We start from the raw sequence: 13,110 nt of genomic DNA, 5'->3' as shown, positions 1-13,110 counted from the left end.
TCAGTGCGCGCAGCACCGAGGCTTCGAGCTGCTGCGCGAGTTCGGGCTTGTCGGCCGGGGCGGACTTGCGCACGTAGCGGCGCGCCGCCTCCATGCGGCTGGCGGGGTCGGCCAGCGCGGCTTTCATTTGCATCCAGTCGTCGAGCGTGCTGCGGTCGTCGGCGGGAATGCGCAGGTAGCGGAAGGCCTGGTCGGGCGTGTCGCGCACCCCGGCGAGGAAGACCTTCTGACCATCCAGCTCGACCGGGATCATGTAGTTGCTGTATTCCCGCGCCTGGCCGGACGCGTCGCGCAGCTTGTAGGTCACCGACGGGCCGACGTTGTGCAGCTTCTTGTCGGCCTTGACCCGGGCACCGGAGCCCAGGTGCTCGCCGAGCGAGCCGACCAGATCGACCTTGCGCACGTCGGCGCCGGACGTGGACCCCGCGTTCTCGGCCGCCAGGTTCTCGACGTTGATGGTGCGCAGACCGGTGAATTCGAGTTGCAGCTTGTCGGTCTGGGATGCCGCGTTGGTCAGCGTGGTGATGCCGCCTACCTCGCCCTTGACCTCGAACGGCGCGCCGGGGCGGCCCATCGGACGGGCCATCAGCGTCAGCTTCGAGCCACCGTCCTCGAAGCTCGACTGGTAGATGGCGACGCCATGGTGGATGTAGGGCTCGTTGACCTTGACCTTGGCCTCGGTCTTCGTGCCGTCCGCATCGTGGACGATGATGTCGCTGGCGAACAGCTTGGGCATGCCGGTGTCGTAGTACTCGACGACGAACTTCTTCAGCTCGACCTGGAACGGCAGGTCCTGCAGCACGATGCCGCTGGTGAGGTTGATCACCGCGGTGCCGGCCGTGGAGCCTTCGGGCACGTACAGGTTGGCGCGGAAGGTCGGGTTCGACACCGACAGGCGGTGCTCGGGCGCCACGTCCTTGATCAGCCCGCCGCCAGCGTAGGTCGACTTGCCCAGCAGCGCCATCTGCGTGTTGACGATCAGGTCGCCATCCAGCAGTCCGCCGAGGCAGATCAGCACGATGGCGCTGTGCGCGGCGATGTAGCCGAGCTTGTTGGCCGCCCCCTGGCGCGCGGCGATCATCACACCGCCGTCACGGACCTGCGCCCTGCCCTTCCAGCCGTCATTGGCCAGCACCTCGTTGACGCGGGCCAGTGCCTGGTCACGCGACAGTGGCACCACCCCCTTGCCCTTCAGATGGAAAGCCAGCAGCGCGGACTCGCGGATGTTTTCCTTGTAGTTGCGCAGGTCGCCGAGGATCTTGGGGGTGTGCCGTGCGACGCACAGACTGGTGGACGTCACCAGGAACACCAGGATCAGCAGGAACCAGCCCGTGCTGTAGACCGCATAGAGCCCCAGGCGACCGAACGCCTCGGCCCAGAAGGGACCGAACTGGTTGACGTAATTGACAGGCGGCTGGTGCTGCTGGACCACGGTGCCTATCACCGAGGCGATGCAGATGACCGTGAACAGCGCGATGGCAAAACGCATCGACGACAGCAGTTCCACGGTCTCCTGCATCCAGCGCGAACCACCCTGGACCTCTAGGCCGGAAGGGGATGCGGACATGGCGAGCCGGATTATGCGAATGAAAGATGAATGCAGCGTAAAGATGCAGAAAGGCCGGTCAGCGACCGGCCTTATTGATCCGCATCAACGACGGCGACGCAGTGGCCTGCCGCCGCGGGGGCCTCAATGCAACCCGGCGATGTAGTCGGCGACGGCCTTGATCTCGCGGTCGTTCATCTTGGCGGCCACACCGGTCATGACACCGCTGTTCTTGCGGACGCCATCGCGGAACGCCGTCAGCTGTGCGGTGGTGTAGTCGGCGTGCTGACCCGACAGGCGCGGATACTGGGCCGGGATGCCGGCGCCGGTCGGGCTGTGGCAGCCAGCACAGGCGGGCACCTTGCGGTCGGCGATGCCGCCACGGTAGATCTTCTCGCCCAGGACGACCAGGTCCTTGTTCTTGGCAGCGCCCGGCTTGGCCTGCTTGCTGGAATAGAAGGCGGCGACGTTCTTCATGTCCTCGTCACCCAGCGCGGAGGCGAAGCCCTTCATGATGGCGTTGTCGCGCTTGCCCGCCTTGAACTCGGTCAACTGCTTGACCAGATACTCGGGGTGCTGGCCCTGCAGGATCGGATAGGCGGGCGAGCCACGCGAACCGTCGGCGGTGTGGCAGGCGCCGCAGACCTGGGTGGAAATGGCCTGGCCCTTGACCGGATCGGCCTTGGCAGCGGGCTGGGATTCATTGGCAGCGAGCGGGGTGGCCATGGCGGCCGCCGCGAGCAGGGCAAGAAGCGACTTGACGTGCGATTTCATGGTTGAGCGGCGCAAAGGCAGACGTGAAACCTGAAGATTTTACAATGCCGAATGATGACCCCCACCACTGCCCCTCTCGTCGGTGGCGCCGATGCCACGCGAACTGCCCTCGCCTGGACCCACACGGCCCGCTTTCTGACCACCGCGAGCCGTCTGGACCAGCTCCCGGCGCATGAATTGCCGGAGATTGCCTTCGTCGGCCGGTCCAACGCGGGCAAGTCCACCGCCATCAACACACTGGCCCAGCAGCGACAACTGGCCTATGCGTCCAAGACACCCGGCCGCACGCAGCACATCAACCTGTTCGAGGTCGGCCCCAAGGACGCCCCGCAGGCCTACTGGGCCGACCTGCCCGGCTACGGCTACGCAGCGGTGGCCAAGGCGGCCAAGGTGCGCTGGCAGGAGGTGATGGCCGACTACCTGCGCGTGCGACGCAACCTGTCGTGCGTGGTGCAGATGGTCGACTCGCGCCACGGCTTCACCGACCTCGACCGGCAGTTGCTGAATTTCGTCGCACCGCGGCTGGCCAACGGCGAGGTGCGGCTGCTGGTGCTGCTGACCAAGGCCGACAAGCTCAACCGCAAGGAAGCCGCCGACTCGCTGCGCAAGGCGCAGGCAGTGCTGGCCGAGTTGTCCACCGACGAGTCCGACATCCGCATCACGCTGTTCTCTGCGCTCAAGCGCCAGGGCGTGGGCGATGTGGCCGAGATCCTGCACGAGTGGGTGGCCCAGCCGGTGCTGGACGCCGCGGCCGCTGCGGCAGCCGCGCCCGCGATCGCCGAGCCTCCCGCCGGAATCCCTCCGCATGACCCCGCAGCCTGACCCGGCACCCACCGAGCGCCCCGAACGACAGCGCCTGCAGATGGCCGACATCGCCCGGATCGCCGGGGTGTCGGTCGCGACCGTCTCGCGGGCGCTCAACGGCAGCCCGGAGGTCAGCGCCGCGACACGCCAGCGCATCTCCGAGCTGGCGCGCTCGCTGAACTACACCATCAACATCGGCGCCAAGAACCTGCGACTGCGCCACAACAAGACGGTGGCGGTGGTGATCCCCTACGACCGGCGCGCGCGCCAGCACGTCTCGGACCCCTTCTTCCTGGCCATGCTCGGCAGCCTGGCCGATGCGCTGACCGACCGTGGCTTCGACATGCTGGTCTCGCGGGTGGACGCCGACCGGCTGGAACTCGCCTCGCAGGCCTGGGACACCGGCACGGCCATGGGCGTCATCCTGATCGGCCAGTGGCACAGCCACGAGCAGATCAACCAGATGGCCGAGCGCGGCGTACCGCTGGTGGTGTGGGGCGCGCAGATCCCTGTGCAGCGCTACTGCTCGGTCGGCGGTGACAACGCCACCGGCGGCGCGCTGGCCACACAGCACCTGCTGGAGCGCGGCTGCCGGCGCATCGTCTTCATGGGCGACCCGGACCTGCCCGAAGTCGCGCAGCGCCTGCGTGGCTACCGACAGGCACTGGCCGAGGCAGAGCTGCCGGCCACCCCGGCCCTGGAGCTGCACACGCCCTTCGACGCCAGCCAGGCCCGTGCAGACCTGTCGCGGCTGATCGAGTCCGGTGCTGCGTTCGACGCGGTCTTTGCCTGCTCGGACGTGCTGGCCATGGCGGTGGTGCAGGTGCTGCGCGCACACGGCAAGGAAGTTCCTGGCGATGTGGCCGTGGTCGGCTACGACGACATCGAGTGGGCCAGCCACGCCTACCCGCCGCTGACCACCGTGCGCCAGCCGGTGGCGGTCGCCGGGGTCGAGATCGTCAATGCGCTGCTCGACATCGTGGCCGGCGAGGTCGTGCCACCCCGCACGCTCGCGGTCGAGCTGGTGGTGCGGCGCAGCTCGCTGCGCTGAGCTGGCCGCAGTCGGCTCAGGGTCGCCCGAGCATCAGGTACACACCGGTCCGGCCGAGCGGCGCCCAGGTCAGCCCGAGGTACAGCGGCCCCAGTCCCGTGTCCGCGCCCAGGAAGGCGCTGCTGCCCCAGCGCAGGTCGTGCAGACTGACCGACCGGGAAGACAGCCACGCATTGCCCGCCTCCAGCGTGGCGCCCGCGAACACGCCGCGGGTCAGCACCGGCTGGCGGTTGAGCCGCACCATCCAGGTCAGGCGCCCGAGCAAGGTGTCGTTGCCCGAGAGCTGGTCGGTCTCGTAGCCCGAGAGGTTGTGGAAGCCGCCCAGCGTGTAGTGCCCGACCTGCCCCGGCGCCTCGTGCTGACGGGCATGGCGCAGGCGCAGCGTGGTCTCGACCGTCTGGCGGCCGCGGCTGGCGACCTGCGTCAGGTCGGCCTCGATGCGGTGGAAGACATCGCTTTCCCCGGCCGCACCGCCGCCGGACAGCCAGCGCCGGCCGGCCTGCACGCCCAGCTTCATGCGCCAGCCCTGGCGCGGAAAGCTCGCGTGGTCCAGCTGGTCGATCACCAGTCCGCTGCGCAGCGCCCACTCGCGGCTGCGGCCGGCCGAGAGGCTGGCGGGATCGGTCGTGCCAGCGGTGATCTCGGGGTCCAGACGCAGCATGTCGCGCACCACGCCCACGCGCCACTCGCCCAGGTCGCTCAGCGGCTGGCCGAGATCGAGCCCGACGCGCACCTGGCCGCGCACCTGCCGGCCCAGCACCGCCAGCGCCCGTGCGCTCTGGTCGGGCTGCAGCGGCTGGTAGGTGGTCAGGCGGCGGCGCTCGACCTCGGCCCAGCCCGCCAGGAACCAGTCGCTGGCCGGCCCGCTGCCCGCGCCCAGCGGCACGTACAGCTCGCTGAACCAGCGGGGCACCGATCCGATCTGGACCCGGTTGCGCCACTCGGTGCCGCTGTCGTCGAGCCAGTGGCGGTTGTGGCTGAGCTTGATGTTGAACTCGCCGCGGCCGGCGAAGTCGCTCTGCATGTCCAGCCCGAGCCGGAAATAGTGCGGCCCCCAGGGCTTCTCCTCCACGCGGTAGACCAGCCCGGTGCCGGCCGGCAGGTCCTCGACGCGGTAGTCGACGTGCAGGTAATCGCCGCTGGCGGCCAGCGTGCGGCTGTCGCGCTCGGCACGTTCGACGGAAAACGGCTGGCCCGGCTGGACGGCCAGCACGCCACGCAGGCGCTCGGGCGCGGTGATGTCCTGGCCCTCGAAGCGCACCGAGGTGATCGGCTGCGGCGGATCCTCCGGCCGCGTCTGGGCGCGGCGCAGCGCCTGCCAGTCCCGGTCGTTCAAGTGCAGCGCCGCCAGTTGCGGCAGCATCCGGACGGTGTGCTGCTCGCCCGCGGCGATCAGGTCGGCCGCCCGGTCGAAGTCGCCCGAGGTCAGCCGGCCCAGCGGCGGCGCGATCAGCAGGTCGCGCGCCGGGTCGAGCGTGGCGATCGAGCGCTGCACGTTCTGCTCGGTCAGGATGTTGACCATCTGCGAGGTCAGCCCGAGCACCGTGCCCAGGCTGTCACGCCCGGCCAGCGGCGTGCCGATGTTGACGGCGATCACCAGGTCCACACCCATCGCCCGCACGACGTCCACCGGCAGGTTGTTGACCAGCCCGCCGTCGCCGAGGATGCGGTGGTCGACCTCGGTCGGCGGGAACACGCCCGGCACCGACATGCTCGCCCGCAGCGCCTGCGCCAGATCGCCCTGCCGGAAGATGACCGCCTCGCCGGATTCCATGTCGGTCGCCACCGCGCGGAAAGGGATCGGCAGCACGTCGAAGCTCGGCAGCTGCCGCACCGGCAGCGTGTAGCGTCGCAGCAGCAGCTCCAGCCCGCGGCTCGACACGGAGCCCAGCGGCAGCATCAGCTCGCCGGTCACGCGGCTCAGGCCGACCTCCAGCGCGGGCGAGATCTCGAAATCCTCCTCCTTGCGCCGCTCGCTCAGCGTCTCGCGCGGCAGGCGGTTGGCGAACAGGGTGGTCCAGTCGAGTGCCAGCAGTTCACGTTCCAGATCATCGGCGCGCAGGCCACTGGCGTAGAGGCCACCGATGATGGCGCCCATGGAGGTACCCGCGATGGCGTCAATGGGGATGTGCGCGCGCTCCAGCACCTTGAGCACGCCCACATGCGCCAGCCCGCGCGCCCCGCCGCCCGACAGCACCAGGCCGATGCGCGGCCGGCCCAGCGTGGGGCCGACTTCGGCAGGCGCCGGGCCCGACTCCGACGCCACGGCCACCCCTGACGCCGTGAACAAGCCCAGACCAGCGGCCATGCAGACGCTGAACAACAAGGAGGAACACGGACCACGCATGGCGCGGATTGTGCCGCCCGATCCTAGAATTCGCGCCATGAAACTGCCCGTTCCCCTGCCCGCCCCTGTCGGCACCCTGCCCGCCACCTGCGACGTGCTGGTCATCGGCGCCGGCCCCGCCGGCAGTGCCTGCGCCGCGACGCTGGCCGCGGCCGGCTGGTCGGTCTGCCTGGTCGACCAGCACGACTTCCCGCGCGAGAAGATCTGCGGCGACGGCCTGATTCCCGATGCCCACGCCGCGCTGCGCCGACTGGGCGTGCTCGACGAGGTGATGGCCCACGCCGAACACATCCGCCACGTGCGCTGCGTGGCGCCGCGCGGCGGGCAGGTCGATGTGCCAGGGACGCTGGCCGTGCTGCCGCGGCGGATACTGGATCACCTGCTGGTGCAGCACGCGCAGCGCCAGGGCGCGCAGCTGGTGACCCCGGTGAAGTTCGACGCGGTGATCGAGGAGAACGGCCGCGTCGTCGGTGCCCGGCTGCGCCAGGGCGAGGCGCGGCCCGAGGTGCGCGCACGCTGGGTGGTGCTGGCAACGGGCGCCGGCGTGCAGCCGCTGGTCGCCACGGGGCTGTGCACCAGGCGCACGCCGAGCGGCATCGCGCTGCGCGGCTATGTGCGCAACCCGTCGCTGGCCGGACAGCAGACGACGATGGACGTGGTGTGGGACCGGGCGCTGCGGCCGGGCTACGGCTGGATCTTTCCGTGCGGCGACGACACATACAACATCGGCGTGGGTGCCTTCTTCCGCCAGGGCCAGGCGGCGGACGCCAACCTGCGCCAGATGTTCGACGACTTCACCCGTGTCTACGCCCCGGCCCGCGCGCTGATGGACGGCGGCACGCTGCAGGGCGATCTCAAGGGCGCACCGCTGCGCTGCACGCTCGAAGGCGCCGAGAGCGGCCGGCCCGGTCTGATCGCCACCGGCGAGACGCTGGGCTCGACCTACGACTTCACCGGCGAAGGCATCGGCAAGGCGCTCGAAACCGGGCTGATGGCCGCCGATGCACTGCTGGCAGGTGCGCGTGACGGACTGGACGAAGCCACCGTGCGGCGTCTCTACGACACACAGCTCGCCACGCTGCGCCCCAGGTTCGCCCTGTACGGGAAGGCCAACAGCGTCAACCGCCACCCCTGGCTGGCCGATCTGGTGATCTGGCGTGCGCGGCGCAGCGCCTCGCTGCTGCAGCGCATGAGCGGCGTGCTCGACGAGACCTCGAATCCGGGCAACCTGCTGTCGGTGCGCGGCATGGCCCGTCTGCTGGTGCGCTGAACACACGCAGGACGCACGGGACACTTCAGTCGGGCGGCCCGCTGCCGATAGGGCTCGAAGGTGCCGCGTTCCTGCTGGCGCCAGCTCCCATGACGCGCACGCCCGAACCCTCTACCACCACACCACCCGAGTCGCCGTCCCTCCGGTCGGATGCGGAAGAAGCCGCCGAGTGGCAATCCCGACTCCTGCTGAACCACTACCGGCACACGCCGCAGGCGGTGCTCTCGGGCATGGTGCTGTCGGGGCTGATCGCTTGCGTGCTGTGGGGCTCGGCACCGCATTCGATGCTGATCCAGTGGCTGGTCAGCGTCCAGGTGATGATGGCGCTGCGTCTGCTCGTCACCCACCACTACCTGCACAGTGGTGGCCGTGCGCGCTGGTCGATGCGACGGTGGTGGATCGTGGCCCAGGTCCAGACCATGCTGAGTGGCACGAGCTGGGGAGCGCTGGGCCTGTTCTATGCGGTGATCGATGACCACACGGCGCGCGCGGCGTTGCTGATGACGCTGATGGGCGTCTGCGCGGGCAGTGCCGCACTGATCGGGTCGGTCCGAGGGACGCTGACCATCTTTGGTGTGCTCTCGATGGGGCCGCTCATCGGCGTGCTGCTGACCCGCGGTGATCTGGCCCAGACATACATGGGCGCGGCACTGGTCTATTACGTCTTCCTCGTGATGGTCAAGGGCCCAGCCCGGATCAGCCAGGCGATGGCAGCCCAGCACGCCGACCGCCACGACCGCGACCGGCTGGTCGCGCGCCTCGAAGACGCCGAGCGGGTCGGCCAGATGGGCCACCTGATCTGGCACCAGGCAACGAAATCGTCCACCTTGTCCGCCGAAGCCCAGCGCCAGCTCGGCTTCGACGGCCCGACCGTCGACAGCGCCCGCGAGGTCTGGAGCCGCGTCATCGAGGACGACCGCCAACGTGTGATCCGGCTCTCGTTCCAGGCCGTGGCACGCGGCGACCGGGAACTGCGCTTCGAAACCACGATCCGTGGTTCGTTCGGACTGCGCGACCTGCGCGTGGTGCAGCGCTTCGACTACGACGCCCAGGGCCAGCTCAGCCGGACGATGACCACCACCCAGGACATCACCGAGCTGAAGGCCACGCAGCGGGAGCTGCGCACGCTGGCGTTCGAGGACGTGCTGACCGGGCTGGTCAACCGCGCAGGGTTCACGCAGCGCCTGCACAACCGCGAGGTGCAGGCCGTGCTGATGCTCGACCTGGACCACTTCAAGTATGTCAACGACACGCTGGGCCACGCCACCGGCGACCGGCTGCTGGTGATGATGGCGCAGCGCCTGGGCACCTGCCTGCGCAGCCAGGACACGATCGCCCGACTCGGCGGCGACGAGTTTGCCGTGCTGATCCACGACGCGGTGAACCACGCGCGGCTGGACCAGATCGCCGGCCGGCTGGTCGAGGCGCTCTCGGCACCGTGCCGCATCGACCACCACGACATCTTCGTCTCGGCCAGTGTCGGCATCGCGGTGCGCGAACCTGGCCAAAACGCCACCACGGATGCCGACACCTTGATGCAGCAGGCCGACACCGCCCTGTTCGCCGCCAAGGCCAGTGGCCGCTCGCGCCACCAGTTCCACTCGGAAGACCTCAGCCAGCGCACCCGCGACCGGGTCACGCTGGAGGCCGATCTGCGCCGCGGCCTCGCCGAGCGCCAGTTCAGCGTCCACTTCCAGCCCAAGGTGTCCCTGGCCGACGGCCGCATCGTCGGTGCCGAGGCGCTGCTGCGCTGGAACCATCCGGAGCGCGGCCCGGTCTCGCCCGACGTCTTCATCCCGGTGGCCGAGGACAGCGGGCTGATCGTGGCCATCGGCGCCTGGGTGCTGCGCGACGCCTGCGCGGCAGCGGCCGACTGGAACCGGGCGCGGCCGGTCGACCAGCCACCGCTGCGCATCGCGGTCAACCTCTCGCCGCGCCAGTTCCTCAACCACGACCTGATCGGCACCGTGACCACTGCACTGGCACGCACCGGCTGCCGTGCCGAGTGGATCGAGCTGGAAATCACCGAGCGGCTGCTGCTCGACGAGCGTGGCCAGGCCGGCGAGACGCTGGACGGTCTGCGTGCCATGGGCCTGACACTGGCGATCGACGACTTCGGCACCGGCCACTCGGCGCTGAGCTACCTGACCAAGTACCCGATCAGCACGCTCAAGATCGACAAGTCCTTCATGCGCGACATCACCACGCGCACCGACCAGGCTGGCGTGGTGCGCGCCATCATCTCGATGGGCCACAGCCTGCAGCTCGACCTGGTCGCCGAGGGCGTCGAGACCGAAGAGCAGGCGCGCTTCCTGCGCGAACAGGGTTGCGAGCTGGCGCAAGGCTGGCTCTTCGGCCGCCCCGTGCCACGCATCGACTTCACGGCCCTGCTGCTCGCCAGGGCCGCACAGGCACTCACGCCAGCCGCGTGACCACCCGGTGCACCAGGTGCAGCTTGCGCACCACCGCCGGGCTCAGCACGAAGGGGTAGAAGTCCGGCTCGCCCATGCTGCGGGACAGCTCGTTGAGCAGCGCCGTCAGCTCGACCCAGGCGTTCACCAGCCGCAGGAACTCCGCGTCCGGCTGCGTCAGCACCGTGTCGTCGAAGGGCTGCACATCGACCTCGACATCGTCCGCGTCCAGCCCGAAGCTCAGGCCCGTGTCGAGCACATCGACCATGTGCAGGTAGTGGGCCCAGGTCTCGGCCCAGTCCTCCCAGGGGTGGCAGCTCGCATAGGCGCTGACATGCCAGTTCGCCCAGTCCGGTGGCGGACCGAGCCGGTAGTGGCGCTCCAGCGCGGCGCGGTAGTCGGCGCGCTCGTCGCCGAAGCACTGGCGGAACACGGGCAGCCAGTCGGTGCCGGCGACCAGCCGGTCCCAGTAGTAGTGCCCGACCTCGTGCCGGAAATGGCCCAGCAGCGTGCGGTAGGGCTCGCGCAGGCCGGCGCGGATGCGTTCGCGGGTCGCGTCGTCGGCCTCGTCGACGTTGAGCGTGATGACGCCGCTGGCGTGGCCGGTGAGCACCGGCTGGCCGCCGACCGGGCGCAGGAAATCGAACACCAGGCCACGCTGCGGATCCTCGCCACCGGCACCGACCAGCCGCGACTGCACCGGCAGACCCAGCGCCAGCAGCTGCGACACCAACCGGCGCTTGGCCTGCTCGATCAGGGCCCAGTCGCGCTGGTTGTCGGCCACAGTCTGGTCCGGAATGACCCGGTTCAGGCGGCAGGCGACGCAGAACAGCGGCCGCTCGCCGGCGCCGTTGCGCTCTTCGTCCGGCACCAGCCAGTTGCAGCTGGCCGCGGACAGGGCGTTCGCGCAACGGTGGAAGACCCGCCCCGCGCGCAGGTGCAGCGACGACGCCGGCCGCGCCTCGACCAGCGCCTCGCCGCGCACGTCCAGCGCCAGCAGCCGGCGCTGCGCCGGGTCATGGCCCAGCGCGCGGCCGCAGCGCAGGCAGCCGCTGTTGCGGAAGAACACCGGCGCTCCGCACAGGCAGCGGAACGCGCGCAGCGTGCGCGGCTGGCGCTGGGCGCGCCAGCGGTCCGCCAGATGGCGGCCGAGCTGCGTCAGGAAAGCATCCATCGATCGACTCCCGGGAGTGAAAACAACGGGCGGCATGGTAGTGTCTCGGCCCATGTGTCAGCTGCTCGGCCTCAACGCGAATACCCCGACCGACCTGGTCTTCAGCTTCACCGGTTTCGCCCACCGCGCCACCGAGCACAAGGACGGTTTCGGCATTGCCTTCTTCGAGGGCCCGGGCGTGCGGCTCTTCGTGGACCACCTGAGCGCCGCCGAATCGCCGGTGGCCGAGATGATCCGCCGCTACCCGATCCGCAGTCGGCACATCGTCACCCACATCCGCAAGGCCACCCAGGGCCGCGTCGCGCTGGAGAACACCCATCCCTTCATGCGCGAGCTGTGGGGCCGCTACTGGGTCTTCACGCACAACGGCAATCTGGTCGATTTCCACCCCAAGCTGCACGCCAACTTCCACCCGGTGGGCGACACCGACAGCGAGCGCGCCTTCTGCTGGCTGCTGCAGGAGCTGGCCAAGAACCACGCCCGCATGCCCAGCATCCCGGACCTGACGCAGACGCTCGCCGAGCTGGCCCCGCAGATCGCCCGCCACGGCACCTTCAACTTCCTGCTCAGCCAGGGCGAGGCGCTCTGGGCGCACTGCTCGACCAAGCTGCACTATGTGCTGCGTCGCCACCCCTTCCCCTGTGCCCAGCTGCAGGACGCCGACCTGACCGTGGACTTCGCCGACCTGACGACGCCGCAGGACCGCGTCGCCATCGTCGTCACCGAGCCCCTGACCTGCAACGAGGACTGGGTCGCACTGAAAGCCGGCGAGCTGGCCGTGTTCGTCGATGGAGACCGTCTCTGATGGGTGCCTACCTGCTCCGCCGCCTCTGGCAGATGGTGCCGACGCTGGCCGGCGTCGTGCTGCTGGTGTTCTTCCTGTTCAAGCGCTTCGGCGGTGACCCGGCCGAGATCCTGGCCGGCCTGAACGCGTCGTCCGCGCAGGTGGACCAGATCCGCGAGCAGCTCGGCCTGAACAAGCCGGTCTGGGAACAGTTCTGGATCTTCGTGCAGCAGATCCTGCACTTCGACTGGGGCAGGAGCTGGGCGACCAACGAGCCGGTGGCCAGCCTGTTCGCCTCGCGGCTGCCGGCCACGCTCACCGTGATGACGCCCATCCTGGTCCTCGACGCGGTGCTGGCGATTCCCTTCGCGCTGGCGGTGGCGGCGGTGCGCGGCTCGCTGACCGATCGCACGATCATGGTGGTGACGACGGTGGCGCTGTCGATCAGCTTCCTCGTCTACGTCATCGTCGGGCAGTGGCTGTTCGCCTTCCAGCTCGGCTGGTTCCCGGTGCAGGGCTGGACCCGCAGCGTCTGGACCAACCTGACCACCTACGCGCCGCTGCCGGTGCTGCTGGCGGTGATGGTCGGGATCTCGCCGCAGATGCGCCTGTACCGCAGCTTCTTCCTCGACGAGATCGGCCACGACTACGTGCGCACCGCCCGCGCCAAGGGGCTGAGCGAGCACACCGTGCTCCTGAAGCACGTGCTGCGCAATGCGCTGATCCCGATCCTGACCAACGTGTCGATGCAGTTGCCAGGCCTCTTCGTCGGCTCCTTCCTGATCGAGGTCTTCTTCTCGATCCCGGGCCTGGGCCGCGAGGTGTGGATGGCGGTGAACCGCAGCGACTACCCGGTCATCCAGGCGGTGACGGTCTATCTGGCCGTGATCACGATGGCCATCAACCTGCTCACGGACCTGCTCTACAAGGCGGTCGATCCCCGGGTGAC

Annotated in this window: 10 protein-coding genes; 6 read left to right on the top strand and 4 right to left on the bottom strand. The window is 69.5% G+C overall.

Features of this window, described 5'->3' with window-relative positions; translation table 11 throughout:
• Together AB3X43_RS02245 and AB3X43_RS02240 are read right to left on the bottom strand one after the other, a co-directional pair.
• Positions 1–1,567 (bottom strand): cytochrome c biogenesis protein ResB (locus AB3X43_RS02245; RefSeq protein ID WP_369428263.1); only part of this gene is annotated, 1,567 nt, incomplete at its 3' end.
• A 123-nt stretch (positions 1,568–1,690) separates the two neighbouring features.
• Positions 1,691–2,320, bottom strand: coding sequence for a c-type cytochrome (locus AB3X43_RS02240; RefSeq protein ID WP_369428262.1), 630 nt, complete (start codon positions 2,318–2,320; stop codon positions 1,691–1,693).
• 51 nt (positions 2,321–2,371) lie between these two features.
• Between AB3X43_RS02240 and yihA the strand changes: the two genes are divergently transcribed.
• On the top strand, positions 2,372–3,142 hold the full coding sequence (yihA, locus tag AB3X43_RS02235; protein WP_369428261.1) for a ribosome biogenesis GTP-binding protein YihA/YsxC: 771 nt from the start codon (positions 2,372–2,374) through the stop codon (positions 3,140–3,142).
• Positions 3,126–4,175, top strand: coding sequence for a LacI family DNA-binding transcriptional regulator (locus tag AB3X43_RS02230; RefSeq protein ID WP_369428260.1), 1,050 nt, complete (start codon positions 3,126–3,128; stop codon positions 4,173–4,175). The genes yihA and AB3X43_RS02230 overlap by 17 nt, the downstream gene beginning before the upstream one ends.
• A 16-nt stretch (positions 4,176–4,191) precedes the next feature.
• Here the strand turns inward: AB3X43_RS02230 and AB3X43_RS02225 are convergent, their stop codons facing one another.
• The gene (locus tag AB3X43_RS02225; RefSeq protein WP_369428259.1) at positions 4,192–6,483 is read right to left on the bottom strand and encodes a patatin-like phospholipase family protein; all 2,292 of its coding nucleotides are present in this window, start codon (positions 6,481–6,483) and stop codon (positions 4,192–4,194) included.
• A 76-nt stretch (positions 6,484–6,559) separates the two neighbouring features.
• Here AB3X43_RS02225 and AB3X43_RS02220 point away from each other — a divergent pair, with 76 nt between their 5' ends.
• Both AB3X43_RS02220 and AB3X43_RS02215 read left to right on the top strand, forming a co-directional pair.
• Entirely contained in the window at positions 6,560–7,792 is a 1,233-nt protein-coding gene (locus AB3X43_RS02220; RefSeq protein WP_369428258.1) for an NAD(P)/FAD-dependent oxidoreductase, read from the top strand.
• 89 nt (positions 7,793–7,881) lie between these two features.
• Positions 7,882–10,224: a putative bifunctional diguanylate cyclase/phosphodiesterase gene (locus AB3X43_RS02215; RefSeq protein ID WP_369428257.1), complete on the top strand. Its 2,343-nt coding sequence runs from the start codon at positions 7,882–7,884 to the stop codon at positions 10,222–10,224.
• Here AB3X43_RS02215 and AB3X43_RS02210 read toward each other — a convergent pair.
• On the bottom strand, positions 10,208–11,377 hold the full coding sequence (locus tag AB3X43_RS02210; RefSeq protein WP_369428256.1) for a zinc-binding metallopeptidase family protein: 1,170 nt from the start codon (positions 11,375–11,377) through the stop codon (positions 10,208–10,210). The two genes, AB3X43_RS02215 and AB3X43_RS02210, sit on opposite strands and share 17 nt — an antisense overlap.
• A 52-nt stretch (positions 11,378–11,429) precedes the next feature.
• Here AB3X43_RS02210 and AB3X43_RS02205 point away from each other — a divergent pair, with 52 nt between their 5' ends.
• Both AB3X43_RS02205 and AB3X43_RS02200 read left to right on the top strand, forming a co-directional pair.
• Positions 11,430–12,182 (top strand): class II glutamine amidotransferase, encoded by a 753-nt coding sequence (locus AB3X43_RS02205; RefSeq protein ID WP_369428255.1) that lies wholly within the window; start codon positions 11,430–11,432, stop codon positions 12,180–12,182.
• A partial coding sequence (locus tag AB3X43_RS02200; protein WP_369428254.1) for an ABC transporter permease occupies positions 12,182–13,110 on the top strand: 929 nt, incomplete at its 3' end. The genes AB3X43_RS02205 and AB3X43_RS02200, both read left to right, overlap by 1 nt.

It is taken from the genome of Sphaerotilus sp. (assembly GCF_041083715.1).
Taxonomy (GTDB): domain Bacteria; phylum Pseudomonadota; class Gammaproteobacteria; order Burkholderiales; family Burkholderiaceae_C; genus Sphaerotilus.
This window is presented reverse-complemented; position numbering and strand designations above follow the sequence as displayed.

Bases quoted from the DNA above. Each gene is read 5' to 3' on its own strand.
- AB3X43_RS02230 (WP_369428260.1), top strand. From the start codon at position 3,126: ATGACCCCGCAGCCTGACCCGGCACCCACCGAGCGCCCCGAACGACAG.
- AB3X43_RS02240 (WP_369428262.1), bottom strand. From the start codon at position 2,320: ATGAAATCGCACGTCAAGTCGCTTCTTGCCCTGCTCGCGGCGGCCGCC.
- AB3X43_RS02225 (WP_369428259.1), bottom strand. From the start codon at position 6,483: ATGGCCGCTGGTCTGGGCTTGTTCACGGCGTCAGGGGTGGCCGTGGCG.
- AB3X43_RS02205 (WP_369428255.1), top strand. From the start codon at position 11,430: ATGTGTCAGCTGCTCGGCCTCAACGCGAATACCCCGACCGACCTGGTC.
- AB3X43_RS02210 (WP_369428256.1), bottom strand. From the start codon at position 11,377: ATGGATGCTTTCCTGACGCAGCTCGGCCGCCATCTGGCGGACCGCTGG.
- yihA (WP_369428261.1), top strand. From the start codon at position 2,372: ATGATGACCCCCACCACTGCCCCTCTCGTCGGTGGCGCCGATGCCACG.
- AB3X43_RS02220 (WP_369428258.1), top strand. From the start codon at position 6,560: ATGAAACTGCCCGTTCCCCTGCCCGCCCCTGTCGGCACCCTGCCCGCC.
- AB3X43_RS02215 (WP_369428257.1), top strand. From the start codon at position 7,882: ATGACGCGCACGCCCGAACCCTCTACCACCACACCACCCGAGTCGCCG.